This is a genomic window from Streptomyces sp. NBC_01390, from assembly GCF_045040105.1.
Taxonomy (GTDB): Bacteria; Actinomycetota; Actinomycetes; order Streptomycetales; family Streptomycetaceae; genus Streptomyces.
Genome location: NZ_CP109551.1, coordinates 2291765 through 2309830, shown reverse-complemented (window position 1 = coordinate 2309830; position 18066 = coordinate 2291765). Strand labels below are relative to the sequence as shown.

Here is an 18066-nt window from a genome sequence, read left to right as displayed (position 1 = left end):
ACGGGGGAGGCGGAACGGGGCCGCCGGAAATACGGTCGCGGCAGCTTGAACAGCCGGGTCATCATGACGTCGTGATTCATGGACGTGATGGCCGGGCAGATGTTGCCGCACCGCGCGGGCCGTGAATGCGGTCCGCATGGGCCCACCTACGAGAGGCAGAGGAAGATGGTCTACAGCAAGCAGGAAACGGCGGGCGCCCCGACGTGTTGTCACGCGGCCAGGTAGAGCAGGATCCCGGTTGCGTCGACGCTTGATGTGAGGCTGTTTCCCATGTTCGATCCGGTCATAGCGCCCAGCGGTACGCTGCTCGGCCTGCTCCAGAGGGGCCGCGGCGACGGCACGCTGCACGCACTCACCGCACCGCGGGCCGAGGCGCTCGCGGCACTGAACCAATGCGTGCTCCGCGACCCCCGCCACGACTGGCAGGTGGAGAACCGCTCCCTTTACTACGCCCGCCTCTATGTCGACCTCCATGGTGAGCTCGACGAGATCGAGGGCCATCTCTTCGACGCCGAGGACGTCCTCGACACCGACGAGTCACGCACCGGGCTCGCCCTCGCGGTCCTCGGGCACCTCGCCTCCTACGGCAGGCGGGACGCGCTCGAGCTGCTGCGCAGGTACGCCGCCACCGGCACCAGCTGGGCCTGGGCGCTGGACGAACTGGCGCTCAGGGACGACGACGCGGGGCTGCGCGCCCTCGCCGCTCCCGTGCTGGCCCGCTTCGGCACCGACCCGGAGGGCGAGGCGGAACTCGCCGCCGCCGTGCGGGACGCCTTCGAACCCCGGCCCTGGCGGCTGTGGGCCGAGGACTCGCGCGAATCGATCTCCACGCGCGTGCGTGCCGCCCAGGAAACCGGCTGTTTCGACCGCTGGCAACGCCAGATGCGACCGTCCGGGCCCCGCCCGGGCTGGAGCGTGCAGGCCGTCTTCGAGTGGGCCCAGCAGGGCATCGACCGAGGTGCCGTCCTGCACGTGCCCGCCGCGCGCTGTCTGACGGCTGTGGCGGGTCCGGAGGACCGGCCACAGATCGTGGAGGCGGCCCGCAGTGGTGGCGACGGCGCCCGGTGCACGGCCCTGCGCTATCTCGCGGACAGCAATGATCCCGAGGCCCTCGATCTGGTCGAGGGCGCGGTCGCCGACGGCACGACGGCTGTCGTGGAGGCCGCCGTCGACGCCTTCGAACGTATGCGCAGTATCGCCGCCGTCGACCGCGCGCGCGGGTGGGTCCACCGACCCGACCCGCTGGGCGCCGCCGCCGGACGGGTGCTCGCCTGCCTGGGGGCCACCCGGGACAGCGACCTCGTCCTCGGCGCGCTGCGGGAGGCCGTACGGGGCGAAGGACCCGACGCGCCGACCCTGTGGACCCTGGTGGACGGCACGGGACGGCTCGGCATCGTCTGCGCCGCCCCCGTACTGCGACACATCTACCGAGAGACCGCCTCCTCCCATCTGCGCGGCCGGGCCGCCCGGGCCCTCGCCGCCACCGACCCCTCCTTCGCCGCCGGATTCGCCGTCGAATGCCTGTGGGACTGTGAGGAGACCACCCGCGAGGTCGCCGCCCGGCACGCCGAGACCGGTGACGCCAGGGTCGTCGAACAACTGCGCAGACTCGCTGCCGACCCGGCCGAGGAGGCCGAGGTCCAGACCGCGGTGAGAAGCCGTATCGGGCCCGATTCCACCCGCCACATGAACGGGGGATGACCCGGGGATCAGGAGCGTGTGGACGCGCGCCGACCCGGGAGGGGCCGGTGCGCAACGCTCATGGGACGTTCCCCGTACGGAAAGATCCACGTTGACGCGAGCACGTCCGGTACGGCGACAACCTCCCTATGCGTGTCGTCATCGTGACCGAATCCTTTCCCCCCGATGTGAACGGCGTGGCCCACTGCGCGCTCCAGACCGCCCGGCACCTCGTCGACAGTGGTCACGTTCCCCTCGTCGTCGCCCCGGCCACCGCCGCCGGGGCCGGGTCCGACGCCTCGGCGCCGTGCCCCGTCGTCCGAGTCCCCTCCCTACCGCTCCCGGGCTACCCCCAGGTCCGCGTCGCCCTCCCCAGCCGACGCGTCGCCGCCGCGATCACCGAGCACCGCGCGGACATCGTCCACCTGGCCAGCCCCTTCGTCCTCGGCGTACGCGGCATGGCCGCCGCCGCCCGGCTCGGCATCCCCGCCGTGGCCGTCTACCAGACCGACCTGGCCGGATACGCCCGCACCTACGTCCACGCGGGTGAGGCCGCCGCCTGGCGACGCATCCGCTCCGTCCACGCCGCCGCCGACCTCACCCTCGCGCCGTCCAGCGCGGCCCTGCACGACCTGGAGTCGCACGGTGTGCCCCGAGTGAAGCTGTGGCAGCGCGGAGTGGACACCGTGCGCTTCCGCCCCGAACTCCGGGACGAGGCCATCCGGCGCGAACTCGCCCCCAATGGTGAGCTGATCGTCGGCTACGTCGGCCGGCTCGCCCCCGAGAAGCAGGTCGAACTCCTCGCCGGGGTCTGCGGGCTGGACGGCGTGCGGGTCGTCGTCGTGGGCGACGGACCCAGCGAGCCGGCCCTGCGCGAGCAGCTGGCCGGTGCGGTATTCCTCGGCCGCCGGACCGGCGACGAACTCGCCCGGATCTTCGCCTCGCTGGACATCTTCGCGCACACCGGCCCGTTCGAGACCTTCTGCCAGACGGTGCAGGAGGCCATGGCGAGCGGTGTGCCTGTCGTCGCGCCCGCCGCCGGAGGGCCGCTGGACCTGGTCGCCCACGGGCGCACCGGCCTGCTGGTCCCACCGCGTGACGCGGCCGCAGTCCGGGACGCGGTGTGGTCCCTGGCCCGTGACCCGGGCCTGCGGGCCTCCTACGGCGCCGTCGCCCGGGCGACGGTCGAGGGCCGTACCTGGGCGGCCGTCGGCGACCAACTCGTCGGGCACTACGCCGACATCCTCAGCGCGCGGACGGTGGTGGCCGCATGAACGGCGAGACACCGCGCGGAGCGAGCGGACCGCTGCGTATCGTCCGGCTGGCGAACTTCGTCGCCCCGTCCTCGGGCGGCCTGCGCACCGCGCTGCGCGAACTGGGCGCCGGTTACCGGGCCGCGGGCCACGAACCCGTCCTGATCGTGCCCGGTGAGCGGGTGGGCGACCGCGACACCGAGCAGGGGCGCGTGATCACCCTGCCCGGCCCGCTGCTGCCCGGCACCGGCGGCTACCGCGTCCTCACCGACAAGCGACGCGTCGCCGCCCTCCTCGAGAAACTCGCCCCGGACCGCCTGGAGGTGTCCGACCGCACGACGCTCAGATGGACCGGCAAGTGGGCGCGCCGGGCCCGGGTCCCCGCGGTGATGGTCTCCCACGAGACCGCCGACGGTGTCCTGCGCACCTGGGGCCTGCCGGAGAACCTCTCCCGGCGAGCCGCCGACAACCTCAACGCCCGTACGGCGCACACCTACGCGCGCGTGGTGTGCACGACCGAGTTCGCCGAGCGGGAGTTCGTACGGATCGGGGCGCGCAATGTCGTACGGGCTCCCCTGGGCGTCGACCTCGTGCGGCGCCATCCGTCACTGCGCGACCCGGCGGTGCGGGCCGCGCACGCACGTGAGGACGAGCTGCTCCTGGTGATGTGCTCCCGGCTGTCCGTCGAGAAGCGGCCCGGTACGGCCGTGGACGCCCTGCGGGCGCTGCTGCGGCGCGGGGTGCGGGCGAGGCTGGTGGTGGCCGGGGACGGGCCGCTGAGGGCCCGCCTGGAGCAGCGGGCGCGGGAGCGCGGGCTGCCGGTCACCTTCCTCGGGCACGTGGCCGACCAGGCACTGCTGGGCGCACTCCAGGCGTCCGCCGACGTGTGTCTGGCGCCCGGGCCCGCCGAGACGTTCGGACTCGCCGCGCTGGAGGCGATGGCCTGCGGTACTCCCGTGGTCGTCAGCGCGTCCTCCGCGCTGCCCGAGGTGATCGGGTCCGCCGGGGCCGTCGCGGCCGACGACGGAGAGGCCTTCGCGGACGCCGTACGGCTGCTGGTGGGGCGGCCCGAGCGCGAGCGCCGGGAGACCGCACGCGCGCGTGCGGAGTGCTTCGGCTGGTCGACAGCTGTCGAGGCGTTCCTCGCGGCGCACGACGCGGTGGTGCCGTCCGCCGGTGACGCGCCCGTGCGGCCCGTCGTCGCACCGGAGAGTGTCGGATGAGACCGCTGCGGTTCGTGGCGCTCGGCGACTCGCTGACCGAGGGTGTGGGCGACCCCGTGGACGACGGGTGGCGCGGCTGGGCCGCGCTGCTCGCCGGCGGGTTCGGTGACACACCGGTGGAGTTCACCAACCTCGCGGTCAGTGGGGCGCAGACGCGCGACGTACGGGAACGGCAGACGCCGGCCGCCCTCGACCTGGAGCCGGACGTCGTGTCCGTCGTCATCGGGGTGAACGACACCCTGCGCCGTACGTTCGACATCCACGCGGTAGCCGCCCGGCTGGACGAGGTGTACGCGGCCTTCACCGGGCGGGGCGCGCTCCTGCTCACGGCGTGTCTGCCCGACCCCGGGGCGATGCTGGGGCTGCCGGGCGTCCTGGCGAAGCCGTTGGCCCGGCGGCAGCGGGCGGTCAACACGGTCGTCCACGCCCTGTCCGAGCGCTACGGGGCGATCCATGTGCACGCGGCCGAGGGTGAGTGGCTCAGCGGGCGCGAGATGTGGAGCGCGGACCGGCTGCACCCCGGCGAGCAGGGGCACCGGCAGCTCGCGGTCCGCTTCCACGTGCTGCTCGCGGAGGCGGGCGTCACGGGCGGTGCGGGTCCCTCGGCCGCGCCGGAACAACCCGCGCCCACCCGGTCGGCGAACCTGCGCTGGCTGGCCACCGCGGGGACGGGCTGGGTGGCGCGGCGGTGCACCGACCTGTTGCCGCAACTCCTCCGGCTCGCCGCCCAGGAGGTCCGCCACCGTGCGCGGGGTACCAGCGCCCGCCTCGACCTGGGGGCCTCCCACGCCGTGGCGGCGGCCCTGGCGGCCCTGTCGGTGGCGGAGCACAGGGCAGAACCGGAGGTGGCGTAGGGCCTGTCCGGGGGACCGGGGCGGCTGCCCCACGGTCCTGACAGGATCCGCCGGACCGGCCCCGGGCGGCTCAGCGTCGGCGTACGGGCACGAATCTGACCGGGGTGCCCGGCGCCGCCTGGGCGGCGGCGGGCAGGTCGGCGGTGCGTACGACGGCGATCACCGGATAGCCGCCGGTGGTCGGATGGTCGGCGAGAAACACCACCGGCCTGCCGTCCGGGGGCACCTGGACCGCGCCTAGGACCATGCCCTCACTGGGGAGTTCGCCGGAAACGGCCCGCTCCAGGGCGGGCCCTTCCGTGCGCAGCCCGATGCGGTTGCTCGCGGAGGACACCCGGTAGGTGGACGTGGTGAAGGCCCGTAGCGCCCTCGGCGTGAACCAGTCGTCGCGTGGCCCGACGGTCACCCTGAACACGAGTTCGGCCGGGGGCGCGGGCAGCGGAACGACGTCCACGCGCGCGTGCCCGCCGATCACGGGCCCCAGGGGCAGCACCGCGCCGTCCGTCAGAGGCGGCGGGCCCAGACCGGACAACAGGTCGGTGGAGCGGCTGCCGAGCACCCGCTCGACGGCGACTCCGCCGGAGACGGCCACATAGGCCCGTACCCCGGACAGGGCTGTGCCGATGTCCAGCAGCGCACCGGCGGGCACCTGCACCGGAGCGCCCCAGGCCGCCGGGCGGCCGTTCACCGTGACCGGACAGGGGGCGCCGCCCACCGCGACGGTGACTGAGCAACGGGGGCGCAGGGTGCAACCGTTGAGGGTGGTCTCCAGGACGGCCGCCTTGGACGGGTTGCCGACCAGCCGGTTGACGAGCGCGGCCGTGGGCGCGTCCAGGGCACCGGAGTGCGGCACCCCGAGATGGGCGTGACCCGGACGTCCGAGGTCCTGCACGGTGGTCAGCGCCCCGGCCCGTACGACGAAGAGCGCACGATCCGTCATCGGCGGCCCATCACGACGAAACGGACCCGGGTCCCCGGCGACAGCAGTGCGGCCGGCACGCGCGTGTGGTCCCACAGGACCGCGTCCGTCGTACCGATCAGCTGCCAGCCGCCCGGCGACGCACGCGGGTACACGCCCGTGTACCCGCCCGCCAGTCCGACGGCGCCGGCCGGGACGGACGTCCGGGGGGTGGCCCGGCGCGGAACGTCGTAGCGCGCCGGGAGGCCGGTGAGGTAGCCGAAGCCGGGCGCGAAGCCGCAGAAGGCGACCCGGAACTCGGTGCCCGCGTGGATGCGTGCCACCGCTTCCTCGGACACGCCCCAGAGGGCGGCGACGTCGGCGAGGTCCGGGCCGTCGTAGCGGACCGGGAGTTCGATGACCCCCTCGGTGCGGGGGAGCGTCGGGGGTACCTCGGAGGCGGTCAGCTCGGAGGCCAGCCGGGCGGGGTCGATGAGGCCGTCGAGGAGGACCGTCCGGGCGGCGGGGACGATCTCCCGTACGGACAGCGTGCCCTCCGCACGCCGGCGCAGCAGTTCCGCGTGCAGGGCCTGGGCCCGGTCGCCGGAGGAGACCTCGATCAGCAGCGCGTCGTCGCCGACGGGCAACGCCCTCATGCCGCTCATGCGAAGGCCTCCACGCGGACACCCGAGGCCTCGAGGCGCTCGCGGACCCGGCGGGCCAGGTCCACCGCGCCGGGCGTGTCGCCGTGGACGCACAGGGAGCGGGCGCGGATCGCGAGGGGTGTCCCGGAGTGCGAGGCGACCACGCCGGTCCGGGCGAGGGTCACAGAGCGTGCCACGACCGCCTCGGGATCGGTCACCAGCGCCCCGTCCTGGCCGCGCGGCACCAGAGTGGCCTCCTCGGTGTACGCACGGTCGGCGAACGCCTCGGGGACGGCGGGCAGGCCCGCCGCCTCGGCCAGCGCCAGCAGGCGCGAGCCCGGCAGCCCGAGCACCGGCAGGCCCATGCCGGCGAGGAGCACGCCGTCGATCACTGCCTTGGCCTGTTCCTCGTCGTGCACGGCCCGGTTGTAGAGAGCGCCGTGCGGTTTGACGTACGCCACGCGCGCGCCCGCCGCACGCGCGAAGACGTCCAGGGCGCCGATCTGGTACGCCACCTCGGCCGACAGTTCGTCGGGCGGCACGTCCATCGCGCGCCGCCCGAACCCCGCGAGGTCCCGGTAGGAGACCTGGGCGCCGATCCGTACACCGCGCTCGGCCGCCAGTTCGCACACCCGCCGCATGGTCGGCGGGTCCCCGGCGTGGAAGCCGCAGGCCACGTTGGCGCTGGTGACGACGGACAGCAGCTGTTCGTCGTCGGTCAGCCGCCAGCGGCCGAAGCCCTCGCCGAGGTCGGCGTTGAGGTCGATCATCTTCCGGACTCCTGTCACGCTCCGGTCAGGCGACGCGGTACTGCGCGTCGCGGGTGTCGGTGAGAAACATCTGGCCCGGCGCGTGCGTGATGGCGAAGGGTGGCCTGGACGCCATCACCGCGGCCTGCGGGGTCACCCCGCAGGCCCAGAACACCGGGATGTCGTCCGGCGCGAGGTCCACCGGATCGCCGAAGTCCGGACGGCCGAGGTCGTCGATGCCGAGCCCGGACGGATCGCCGCAGTGTACGGGGCTGCCGTGCACCGCCGGGAGCAGGCTGCTCTCCCGGATCGCGGCCGCCAGGTGCTGCGGCGGCACCGGACGCATGGACACGACCAGGGGGCCGTGCAGCCGCCCCGCGGGACGGCACTGACGGTTGGTCACGTACATCGGGACGTTGCGGCCCTGCTCGATGTGCCGGATCGGGACGCCCGCCCCGGCGAGCGCCCACTCGAAGGTGAAACTGCACCCGATGAGGAACGTCACGAGGTCGTCGCGCCAGTGGGCGAGCACGTCCGTGGGCTCCTCCACCAGTTCGCCGTCCCGCCAGACCCGGTAGCGCGGCAGGTCGGTGCGCAGGTCCGCGCCCTCGGCGAGGACGGTGGTCCACGAGCCGGCGTCCGTGACGTCCAGGACCGGGCAGGGCTTCTGGTTGCGCTGGCAGAACAGCAGCATGTCGTACGCCCAGTCGGCGGGCACCGAGATCAGGTTGACCTGGGTGTGGCCGGCCGCGACGCCTGCCGTGGGGCCCGTGAGGCCCGCGCGGAACCGGGATCGGGCGGATCGCGGGCTCCACGCGTGCGCGTGCTCGTCGACGAGGGACAGGGGGCGGTCTTCCGTACGGTTCACTGGAGTTCCTTTCCGAGGGTCTCCGGCAGCCCGAGCAGTGCCAGGGCGGCGATGCCGTATCCGATCGCGCCGAAGACCAGCGCACCGCCCACGCCCCAACTGTCGGCCAGGAAGCCGACGGTGGTCGGGAAGACGGCGCCGACGGCCCGGCCCGTGTTGTAGGTGAAGCCCTGTCCCGTGCCCCGTACGGCGGTCGGGTACAGCTCGCTCAGATAGGAGCCGAAACCGCTGAAGATCGCGGACATACAGAACCCGAGCGGAAAACCGAGCACCAGAAGGAGGGTGTTCGAGCCGTTGGGGATGTTCGCGTAGGCGAGGATGCACAGCGCCGAGAGGACCGCGAACAGCCAGATGTTGCGCTTGCGGCCGATCCGGTCGGTGAGGTATCCGCCGGTCAGATAGCCGATGAAGGCGCCGGAGATCAGGAACGTGAGATACGTGCCGGTGCCGACGACCGACAGTCCCCGTTCCGTCTTCAGATAGGTGGGGACCCAGGTCGCGAGGGTGTAGTAGCCGCCCTGGACACCGGTCGACAGCAGGGCCGCGAAGACCGTGATGCGCAGCAGGCCGGGGGACTCGGCCGTGCCGGGCCGGAAGATCTCCGTGAACGAGCCCTTCTTGGGGTTCTTCTCGCGCTCGGCGACCGCCCGCGGAGCGTCGTGCACCGAGCGCCGCACCCAGATGACCAGCAGCGCGGGCAGAGCGCCGGTCCAGAACATCACGCGCCAGGCCAGGTCGTCGTCGAGGAACGAGAAGACCACGGTGTATACGATCACCGCCAGGCCCCAGCCCACGGCCCAGGAACTCTGGATCGCGCCGAGCGTACGGCCGCGGTGCTTCGGGCTCGCGTACTCGGCCACCAGGATCGCGCCGACGGCCCATTCGCCGCCGAACCCGAGGCCCTGGAGGGCGCGGAACACCAGCAGCGTCTCGTAGTTGGGCGCGAAACCGCAGGCGACGGTGAAGACCGCGTAGGTGATCACCGTGATCATCAGCGCCCTGACCCGGCCGATCCGGTCCGCGAGCACGCCCGCGCCGGCGCCGCCGATGGCGGAGACGACCAGGGTGACGGTGGTGAACAGCCCGGTCTGGCCGCTGTCCAGGCCGAAGTACGCGGACAGCGCCACCATGCTCAGAGGCAGCGTGAAGTAGTCGTACGAGTCCAGGGCGTAGCCGCCGAACGCGCCGCCGAACGCGCGGCGGCCGCGCGGGCCCAGTGCCCGCAGCCAGGCGAACGCGCCTTCGTCGACGGCGGTTTCCTGCGCTCCGGGGTGGACGTCGTCGGTCAGGGCCTGGGGTGGAGGGGTCGTGCTCATGTGCACCTCGCAGATGAGGGACGGAGGGTGCTTCCGGAATGAGCGGTCGAACGGAATGAGCAGTCCAAGCGGTCGGCACCGTGCGATCCGAACCGTGCGATCCGGCGGCGCCTGCACAGCAAGGTAGAGGATCGTTGAACGATCCTTCAATACCCGTGTTGTTTCGTTCTCGTATCTACGATTGAATTCCGGGCATGGCAGAGCAGCTGACGGGACTGGCCGACGACCGCGCGCTCCTCGGGCGCACCAGCACCGCCGAGCGGGTGTCGGACATCCTCAGGAGCCGCATCGCCGACGGCTACTTCCCGCCCGGGACCCGGCTCTCCGAGGACAGCATCGGCGGGGCCCTCGGCGTCTCCCGCAACACGCTGCGCGAGGCGTTCCGCCTGCTCACGCACGAACGCCTGCTGATCCACGAGCTGAACAGGGGCGTCTTCGTGCGGGTCCTCGCGGTCGAGGACGTCGAGGACATCTACCGCACCCGCGCCCTGGTCGAGTGCGCCGTGGTCCGCGGTCTCGGAGAGCCGCCGTACGCCCTGGAGAATCTCGCCGCGGCGGTCGAGGAGGGGCAGCGGGCGATACGCGACAGTGACTGGAAAAGGCTGGGTACGGCCAACATCCACTTTCACAGCGAACTCGTCGCGCTGGCCGGCAGCGCCCGCACCGACGAACTGATGCGCAGCGTCTTCGCCGAACTGCGCCTCGCCTTCCACGTCGTGGACGACCCGCGGCGCCTGCACGAGCCCTATCTCGCCCGCAACCAGCAGATACTGCGAGCACTGGAACGAGGGAACAGGGCCGAGGCCGAGGAACTGCTCGCGGTGTATCTCGCCGACTCGCTGGAGCGGGTGGTGGACGTCTACCGGCGCAGGGTGAGCGAGGAGGCCTGAGGGGGCGCGGGGAACTGCGCGACCGGCCCTCGCCGGCCCGCGGCCGTCCGGCCCTCGCCGGCCCGCGGCCGACCGGCCCTCGCCGGCCCGCGGCCGACCGGCCCTCGCCGGCCCGCGGCCGACCGGCCCTCGCCGGCCCGCGGCCGACCGGCCCTCGCCGGCCCGCGGCCGACCGGCCCTCGCCGGCCCGCGGCCGACCGGCCCTCGCCGGCCCGCGGCCGACCGGCCCTCGCCGGCCCGCGGCCGACCGGCCCTCGCCGGCCCGCGGCCGACCGGCGGTCGGTGGCCTCCGTCCGGCCGCCGGAGGCGATCCGCGTCGTTTGGGGAGTTGTCAGACCGAGGACCTAGTCTGGGCACCGTGACTTCGCCTGCATCGACGGACAGCGTTCCGCCCCAGCTCAGCGCGGGGCCGCGCCCCGCTCCGGGCCCGGCCGCCGACGAGGGACTGGCGCGGCGCCTGCGCGCGCTCGCCTGCACCGCCCCGCTCCACGACCTGGACGCGCGCAAGGCGAATCTCGCGGGCGAGTACTCGGTGTACGGCATGGCGGAGGTGGCCCTCGCGGCCATCGACCTGGTCACCCTGAACATGGACTTCGACACGGGCGCCGACCACGACCAGATCGTCGCCCGCCTCATTCCGCGCATCGCCGCCCAGGCCCCGCAGCGGCCCGTTGCCGAACACGAGCGCGTCGCCCGCTGGGTGCTGGAGAACCTCATCAACGTCGGCAGCGTCGACCGCGGCTTCCGGGCCGTATACGGCACGTTCGCGCCGGACGGCACCTATGTACGCCGTGACTACGACTTCAAGCTGATCGAAGAGGTCCCGGGATACGGCGGAAGCGTCTACCTCCGTACGACGGACGAGGCCGTCAACGTGCTCGTCGGCGCCCTCGACACCGATGTCACCAGCGCCCAGATCGCCGCCGAGGTCAAGCTGGAGGTACTGATCAGCCGGGGCCGGCTGGCCGACGCCCAGCTCGCCGCGGAGCAGGCCCGCTACCGCACCGTGCAGTACTCGGAGGTCCTGCGCAGGGCGCTGGACGCGACCCGGCGCAACGTGCGCGCGGTGGACTGGCTCCAGACCGTCCCCGACATGATCGCCGAAGCGCTCGACCACGTCGCCGACCGGTACCGCCACGAGAACGCGATCCTGACCAACATCCGCAAGGCCCGTGACGAGTCCGAGGACCCGGAGCAGAAGCGGCGGGCCGCCGAACTCGTCGACATCGTGAAGGACTGCATCCGGCGGCACACGCTGCTCCAGTCCCGCCTCCTCGAAGCGGGACCGCTGTTCCGCGCGGAGCAGGACCGGCAGGCCTTCGCGACCCCGATGACGTCCTCGGGGATAGACCTGTACGGCCATCTGGTCGCCCCTGTGCTGCCGTTGCCCCTGGAGGCGGCGGTGCGGGTGACCGACGCGTTCTTCGCACGCGGGACGGGGCTTCGTACGCCGGTGTCGGTCCGGGTCGGCGACCTCGTGGACATACTGCTGACACCGCCACTGGAGCGGGAGCACCTCGGGGCGGAGATGCCCGAGCCGGATCTGATCGCCACGCCGGACGACAGCCGCTTCAGCGAGGAACAGCTGGCGGCGGCGATGGAGTTGCTGGACCTGCCCGCGGACGCGCCTCGGAGGCTGTCGGGGCTGCTCGCCGAGGCGCGTCTCCGGGACGCTGAACTGCCGTATCTGGTGGCGCTGTTGGCGGTTCACGCGGCCAGTCCGCCGGTCGGGACGGCCTATCGGCAGGGTGAGGAGAAGTTGTTGTTCGCCGTCGACGACGGGACGGAGCTGGACGACCCGGAGTTCGGGGGCGCCGATCTGATCGTGGGGATGGCGTTGCTGGACACGGTGGGGATGGCTGCGGGCAGGTCGGAGGCGGCGTGACGGGGCTGATGTTGTCGCCTGGCTGCGGGCCCGTTGTGGCTGGTCGCGCAGTTCCCCGCGCCCCTGTAGGGGCGCTTGTCCGCCCGTCCGATCATCAGAACCCCGAGGAGCCTCAGCCGTGAACGAGCAGGTCGACTGGAGCGAGCCGGAGGCAGTTGCCGCGCCGGCTGTCGCTGCCGTCATCACTCCTGGCGATGCCGCCGATGCCGCTCGGCTGGTGGCCTTTGGCCTGCAGCCCAAACTGCAGGCCGCCCGGGACCAGGAGTACGCCGAGCTGTTGCGGCGGTACCGCGAGGACCCGGCCTTCGCCCGGCTCGCCGACGCCGTGGCCGCCGGACTGGGGCTGGTGGTCCTGGAGGTGTCCCCGCGCGCGGGGATGGCGGTGACCGCCGCCGAGGACTCCGTGTTCGCCGTTCGGATGGGGGACTACGCCCGTCGTACCTCCGCCGACGGATCGGACCGCTTTCTGCACGGGCTCGCCCACCTCGCCGTGGCCGCGATGGCGTTTCCGCGGCCCGAGGATCTCGCCGACGACGGCTACATCGGACGCGTCACCGTCAACGGCGTCGAGGCCTTTGTGCGGCAAGCTTGCCGGCGGCTGGAGGAGCGGGCCGAGGCACAGGGCGAGATCACCGACCCGGTCAGTGACGCCCCGGGACTCGAAGCCGCCTGGCGGATCTGGATGAGGCGCAGCGCGACGGGGGCCACCAAGGACGCGCGGAGACCGGCCGGTTCGACGACAGGCATCGTCGGCAAGGCCGTCGGCTTCCTCACCGACTCCGGCTTCCTTCAGCGCACCGGTGACGACAACGGCGGTACGTACCGGACGACGGCTCGTTACCAGCTGCAGGTCCGGGACATGGCAGGCAACGCCGCGATGGCCGAGCTGCTGGAGCTGGGCGTCGTGCCGGTCACCGACGGGACACCGACGCTGCTGCCCGCCGAGGACACCGACGACCTTGATCTTGTGGCCGACGCCGGACTGCCCTTCCACCACTCCTGACCGCCACCCCGACCGCCTTCGCCCCCAACCCGACTACTCCCTTACGACTACGAGAGTCCGCCATGTACGAGCTGTCCCGGGTCCGCCTCTACTCCATCGGTCCCGCCGGTGCGCGCTACGCCGACACCGTGCTTGACCTGCGGGGTGTCGGCGCGCCGGTGCCCGACCCCGCGCCCACCCAGGCGGAGTTCTTCGAGGACGAGCCCGTCGGACCGCCGCGCCGGCCCGCGCCGGCCGGGGTGCTCTTCCTGGAGAACGGCGGCGGCAAGTCCGTACTCCTCAAGCTGATCTTCTCCGTGATGCTCCCCGGGCACCGCAACACGCTCGGTGGAGCCAGCTCCGGTGTGCTGCGGAAGTTCCTGCTCGCCGACGACTGCGGACATGTCGTCCTGGAGTGGCAGCACACGCTCACCGGTGAGCTGGTGGTGGTCGGCAAGGCGAGCGAGTGGCGGGGGCGGCAGGTCTCCAACGACCCGCGGAAGTTCGCCGAGGCCTGGTACTCCTTCCGGCCCGGCCCGGGGCTGAGCCTCGACAACCTGCCCGTCGCCGAGTCGACCGCCGTACGGCCGCCGGTGGAGGGCGCCTCCGGTGCCCAGGGGCGGCGCCGCACGATGAAGGGCTTCCGGGACGCGATCACCGACGCGGGCAAGGCGTATCCGCATCTCGAAGTGCACTGGGAGGAGATCCACGACCGCTGGGTCGAGCATCTGGGGGAACTGGGTCTCGATCCCGAACTCTTCCGCTACCAGCGGGAGATGAACGCCGACGAGGGTGAGGCCGCTGGCCTCTTCGCGGTCAAGAAGGACTCCGACTTCACCGACCTGCTGCTGCGCGCGGTCACCGACACCCGGGACACGGACGGGCTCGCCGACCTGGTCGGAGGCTTCGGCAACAAGCTGGGGCGACGGTCCGAACTGATCGCCGAACGGGACTTCACCGCCGGGTCCGTGGATCTGCTCGGCCGCATCGTCGAAGCAGCGGAAACACGTTCCCGCGCGCGGGACGTCCACGCCGGTGCGGAGCGCCGGACACGCACCCTGGCCCGGCGGCTGTCCGCGCGGGGCGTCCAGGAGAGGGTCAGGGCCGGTGATCTCGCCCAGCGGGTCACCGCGGCGGCGTACACCGTCACCCACTCCGAGGGCGGGCGGGAGCGCAGCGCGCTGATCGCCGCCGAACTCGCCTTCCGGCATGCCTCACTGGCCCTCGCCGCGGCGGAGAAGACGGCAGCCGCACAGAAACGCGAACTCGCCGACGCGCGCACCATGCACTCCGCCTGGCAGGCCGCCGAGCTCGTCCTGCGGCACCGCGCCGCCGCCGACCGCTCCGCGCGCGTGGCCGTCGCGATCCGCGAGGCCGAACGGGACGCGGCCCCGGCGCTCGCCGCCCGCGCCAAGGCCGCCGTGGACCTCGTACGGGCGCTGCACTCGGCGGCGGAAGGCGCGGAGGCGCTGGCCAACGAGGAGGAGGAGCGGTCCGCCGCCCTTCAGGAGATCAGCGAGGCCGCCCACCGGGACTCGACCGGCGCGGCCACCGAGGCACAGCGCGCCCGCAGCGAGGTCGGGCACCTGCGGCAGCGGCTCAGCGAGGTGGAACAGGAGACCGCCGAGGCGGTGCGCGCGGGCTGGCTCGACGACAGCGCTCCCGACGCGGACCCGGCCCGGGCCGCGCTCGCCGCCAGCGACGCCGAGAAGACGGCCGTAGAGGCCTGGGACACCTCCCGTGAGGCGTCCAGGCGGGCTTCCGAGCACGCGCGGGAGGCGGCTTCCGCCGAGTCCCGCGCGGAGCTGACGGCGGCCCGCGCGGCTGACGCCGCCACGGCGGCCGAGCGCGCGTACGACGCCGAGCGGCGCACCGCCGAGGCCCTGGCGGCGGAGGAACGGCTCGCCGACCTGCTGAGCCTGCCGTCTGCCGGTGGTACGCGACAGCGGGGACGGGCCGCGGTGCCGCGCCAGCACGGGGCGAGCGAGGGCGAGGGCCAGGGCCAGGACGGTGCCCGCGTCGACGCGGAAGGGGTCGACGGTGGGACCGGGGCAGTGGTGAAGGGTTCCCCCCGTGCCGCCGACGAAGGTCACCTGACCCCCGAGGAGCTGGACCGCTTCGCCGACGAACTCCATGAACTCCTCGACGGCGGAGTCACCTCCGCCGAGCGGCAGCTCTTCGAGCTGCGGACCGCCGCCGCCGACGACGCCCGGATCCTCGGCGCGCTCGGTGACGGCGGGCTGCTGCCTGCCGGCCCCGATGTGCTGGCCACCGTCGAGTTCCTCGGCGAGCACGGCATTCCCGCTCTGCCCGGCTGGCGCTATCTCGCCCAGGCCGTCGACCCCGTCGACCACGCGCGCGTGCTGGCCGCCCGCCCCGAACTCGTCGACGGCGTCATCATCACCGACCCCGGCACGCACGCGCGTGCCCGCGAGGCCCTCGCCGACGCGGCCCTGCTGCCCCGCTCGGCCGTGGCGGTCGGTACGGCAGCCGCCCTGCTCGCCCCGACCCCGGCCCCCGGACCGGGCGACGGCGACGTGTTCCTCGTACCGCCGAACCCGGCCATGCACGACGAACACGCCGCCGACGAGGAACGTCAGGCGCTGCGGGCCCGGGCGGGCGAGCGCGAGGAGGAGATCCGCACGCTCGCCGCGCGGCTCGGCAAGGACCGGGAACTGGGCGCGCGGCTCGCCTCCTGGCGCACGGGCTGCCCGGCCGGGCGGCTCGGCGAGCTGGCCCGGGCCGCGCACGACGCGCGTGCTTTCGCCGAGGAGGCCGAGGCCGAGCTGGCCGAGGCGCGGACCGTGCGGGCCGAGGCCGACGAGGTGGCGAGCGAGGCGTCCCGAGTCCGGGACGAGCGGCAGGAGGCCGCCCAGCGGGCCCGGCGTGCCGCCGACGCGCTCGCCGGCCTGGCGTTCCGGTTGCGCGAACGCGCCGGCTGGCAGGTCAAGGTGCGTGAACTGGCCGACGAGGCCGTCGAGTCCGAGGCCCGCGCCCAGGTCTGCCTGGAGCGTGCCCGGTCCGCCGACGAGGACCGGCGAGCTGTCCAGCGCGCCGCCGACGACGCGCGCCGCACGGCCCGCGCCCTGCGCGCCGAGCGCGCGGAGATCGCGGGCGCCCCCGATGAACTGCCGGAAGCCGACGAGGACGCCGCGAAGTCGTCGCTGCCCGCCCTCCGCGAGGCCTACCGGGCCGCCTCCCAGCTGTACGAGAAGGTCGGCGTCGGGGCCGACCTGCGGGCGGAGCAGGCGCGCTCCGAGAGCGACGAGAGCGCCGCGCGCGCGGACCTGGACCGGCTGAGCAACAAGGTGCGCACGCGCGCCGAGCAGTTGCTGCAGGCACCCGAGGGGTCCGACGGACCGTCACGGCAGGCCGCCTCCGCGCGGGCCGAGGAACTCGTCCAGCTCCTGGAGACCCGGGTGTCCACGGCCAGCGAGCAGCTCGGCCGACTGCGCGGCGAGGCCGAGCGGCACGCGCCCGAGGACGGCGAGGCGCACACCGAGCTGGCCGAGGAACTCGTCCCGCGCGACGCCGAACACGCTCAGGTACTGCTGCGCACCGCCACCACCGAACTCGCCTCCCGAACCGAGGCATTGGCCCAGGCCAGAGAGGCGCACGCCGAACTTCTCGGCTCGCACCGAGCAGCCGAGGACGCGGCCTCCGGGTTCGACGAGATCGCCGCGATGCTCCGCGACCTGCTGCGTGAGCACGCCTCGGACGATGAGCAGGAAGCCCCGGAGCCTTACCCCGGCAGTCCGGAGGAAGCCCGGCAGTCGGCCGCCGAGGCCCGCCGCTCCCTGCGCGGCTGCGCCGCCGACCTGTCCGCGGCCGAGGCCGCCGTGCGCGAGGCGAGCGACATTCTCGTACGGCATGCCAACTCCACGCGGTACGAGGCGGTGCGCACCCCCGCCCGCCAGCAGATCCGTGAACTGCCTGCGTCCGCGCTGCCCGAGCACGCGCAGAAGTGGGCTGACGCCTTCGCACCCCGACTCCGGGTCCTGACCGACGAGTTGGCGCAGCTGGAGCGGAACCGGGACTCGATCGTGGACCGGCTGCGCGGGCTGGTGGAGTCGTCACTGGCCACCCTGCGGTCCGCCCAGCGGCTGTCCCGGCTGCCCGAGGGACTCGGCGAGTGGTCCGGGCAGGAGTTCCTGCGCATCCGGTTCGAGGAGCCCGACCAGGCGACGCTCACGGAGCGGCTCGGCGAGGTCGTCGACGAGGCGACCCGGGCGGCCGTGAAGAAGAACTCCGACCTGCGCCGGGACGGAATGTCCCTCCTCCTGAGGGGAGTTGGCGCCGCCCTGCAGCCCAAGGGCATCGCCGTCGAGATCCTCAAGCCCGACGCCGTACTGCGCGCCGAACGCGTGCCTGTCGGGCAGATGGGTGACGTGTTCTCGGGCGGTCAGCTGCTCACCGCCGCCATCGCCCTGTACTGCACAATGGCCGCGCTCCGCAGCAACGACCGGGGCCGCGACAAGCACCGGCACGCCGGCACACTGTTCCTCGACAACCCCATCGGGCGAGCCAACGCGACCTACCTGCTGGAGCTCCAGCGAGCCGTGTCCGACGCGCTCGGCGTCCAACTCCTCTACACCACCGGCCTGTTCGACACGACCGCGCTCGCCGAGTTCCCCCTCGTCATCCGCCTCCGCAACGACGCCGACCTCCGCGCGGGCCTGAAGTACATCAGCGTCGAGGAACACCTCCGACCGGGACTGCCCCAGCAGGCCCCGGCCGGGGAGGGCGACGCGGTGCACAGCGAGATCACAGCGACGCGAATGTTCAAACGTCCGACGACATCAGCAAGTTAGGGGCGCGGGGAAC

13 protein-coding genes are annotated in these 18066 nt (G+C 73.4%); 8 read left to right on the top strand and 5 right to left on the bottom strand.

The features are described 5' to 3' along the window. Nucleotides 1-270 precede the first annotated feature (270 nt). From OG241_RS10360 to OG241_RS10345, 4 genes are all read left to right on the top strand, one after another. Nucleotides 271-1701 (top strand): HEAT repeat domain-containing protein, encoded by a 1431-nt coding sequence (locus tag OG241_RS10360; protein ID WP_405814931.1) that lies wholly within the window; start codon nucleotides 271-273, stop codon nucleotides 1699-1701. Between the two features lie 128 nt (nucleotides 1702-1829). Beyond that, nucleotides 1830-2954, top strand: coding sequence for a glycosyltransferase family 4 protein (locus OG241_RS10355; protein WP_405814930.1), 1125 nt, complete (start codon nucleotides 1830-1832; stop codon nucleotides 2952-2954). Next, on the top strand, nucleotides 2951-4156 hold the full coding sequence (locus tag OG241_RS10350; RefSeq protein ID WP_405814929.1) for a glycosyltransferase: 1206 nt from the start codon (nucleotides 2951-2953) through the stop codon (nucleotides 4154-4156). Before OG241_RS10355 ends, OG241_RS10350 begins: the two co-directional genes overlap by 4 nt. Then, on the top strand, nucleotides 4153-5010 hold the full coding sequence (locus OG241_RS10345) for an SGNH/GDSL hydrolase family protein (RefSeq protein WP_405814927.1): 858 nt from the start codon (nucleotides 4153-4155) through the stop codon (nucleotides 5008-5010). Before OG241_RS10350 ends, OG241_RS10345 begins: the two co-directional genes overlap by 4 nt. A 70-nt stretch (nucleotides 5011-5080) precedes the next feature. On the opposite strand, the gene OG241_RS10340 is transcribed toward OG241_RS10345, so the two are convergent. From OG241_RS10340 to OG241_RS10320, 5 genes are read right to left on the bottom strand one after another with little or no spacing between them, the layout of a single operon-like run. Beyond that, nucleotides 5081-5950, bottom strand: coding sequence for a biotin-dependent carboxyltransferase family protein (locus OG241_RS10340; protein WP_405814925.1), 870 nt, complete (start codon nucleotides 5948-5950; stop codon nucleotides 5081-5083). Continuing rightward, the gene (locus tag OG241_RS10335) at nucleotides 5947-6564 is read right to left on the bottom strand and encodes an allophanate hydrolase subunit 1 (RefSeq protein WP_405826124.1); all 618 of its coding nucleotides are present in this window, start codon (nucleotides 6562-6564) and stop codon (nucleotides 5947-5949) included. The genes OG241_RS10340 and OG241_RS10335 overlap by 4 nt, the downstream gene beginning before the upstream one ends. 5 nt (nucleotides 6565-6569) lie before the next feature. Beyond that, a complete protein-coding gene (locus tag OG241_RS10330) occupies nucleotides 6570-7322 on the bottom strand; it encodes a LamB/YcsF family protein (RefSeq protein WP_405814924.1) in 753 nt (250 codons plus the stop codon). Between the two features lie 25 nt (nucleotides 7323-7347). Then, nucleotides 7348-8169: a putative hydro-lyase gene (locus tag OG241_RS10325; protein WP_405814922.1), complete on the bottom strand. Its 822-nt coding sequence runs from the start codon at nucleotides 8167-8169 to the stop codon at nucleotides 7348-7350. Continuing rightward, a complete protein-coding gene (locus tag OG241_RS10320; RefSeq protein ID WP_405814920.1) occupies nucleotides 8166-9485 on the bottom strand; it encodes an MFS transporter in 1320 nt (439 codons plus the stop codon). The genes OG241_RS10325 and OG241_RS10320 overlap by 4 nt, the downstream gene beginning before the upstream one ends. A gap of 194 nt (nucleotides 9486-9679) precedes the next feature. On the opposite strand from OG241_RS10320, the gene OG241_RS10315 reads away from it, so the two are divergent. The 4 genes from OG241_RS10315 (at nucleotide 9680) to OG241_RS10300 (ending at nucleotide 18053) form a co-directional block, all read left to right on the top strand. Continuing rightward, the gene (locus OG241_RS10315) at nucleotides 9680-10375 is read left to right on the top strand and encodes a GntR family transcriptional regulator (protein ID WP_405814919.1); all 696 of its coding nucleotides are present in this window, start codon (nucleotides 9680-9682) and stop codon (nucleotides 10373-10375) included. 358 nt (nucleotides 10376-10733) lie between these two features. Continuing rightward, a complete protein-coding gene (locus OG241_RS10310; RefSeq protein WP_405814917.1) occupies nucleotides 10734-12260 on the top strand; it encodes a hypothetical protein in 1527 nt (508 codons plus the stop codon). A gap of 118 nt (nucleotides 12261-12378) precedes the next feature. Continuing rightward, entirely contained in the window at nucleotides 12379-13263 is an 885-nt protein-coding gene (locus OG241_RS10305; protein WP_405814916.1) for a hypothetical protein, read from the top strand. A gap of 62 nt (nucleotides 13264-13325) precedes the next feature. Then, nucleotides 13326-18053 carry a hypothetical protein gene (locus tag OG241_RS10300; protein ID WP_405814914.1) on the top strand — a complete coding sequence of 1576 codons (4728 nt, stop codon included), beginning with the start codon at nucleotides 13326-13328 and terminating at the stop codon, nucleotides 18051-18053. The last annotated feature ends 13 nt before the right edge of the window (nucleotides 18054-18066 follow it).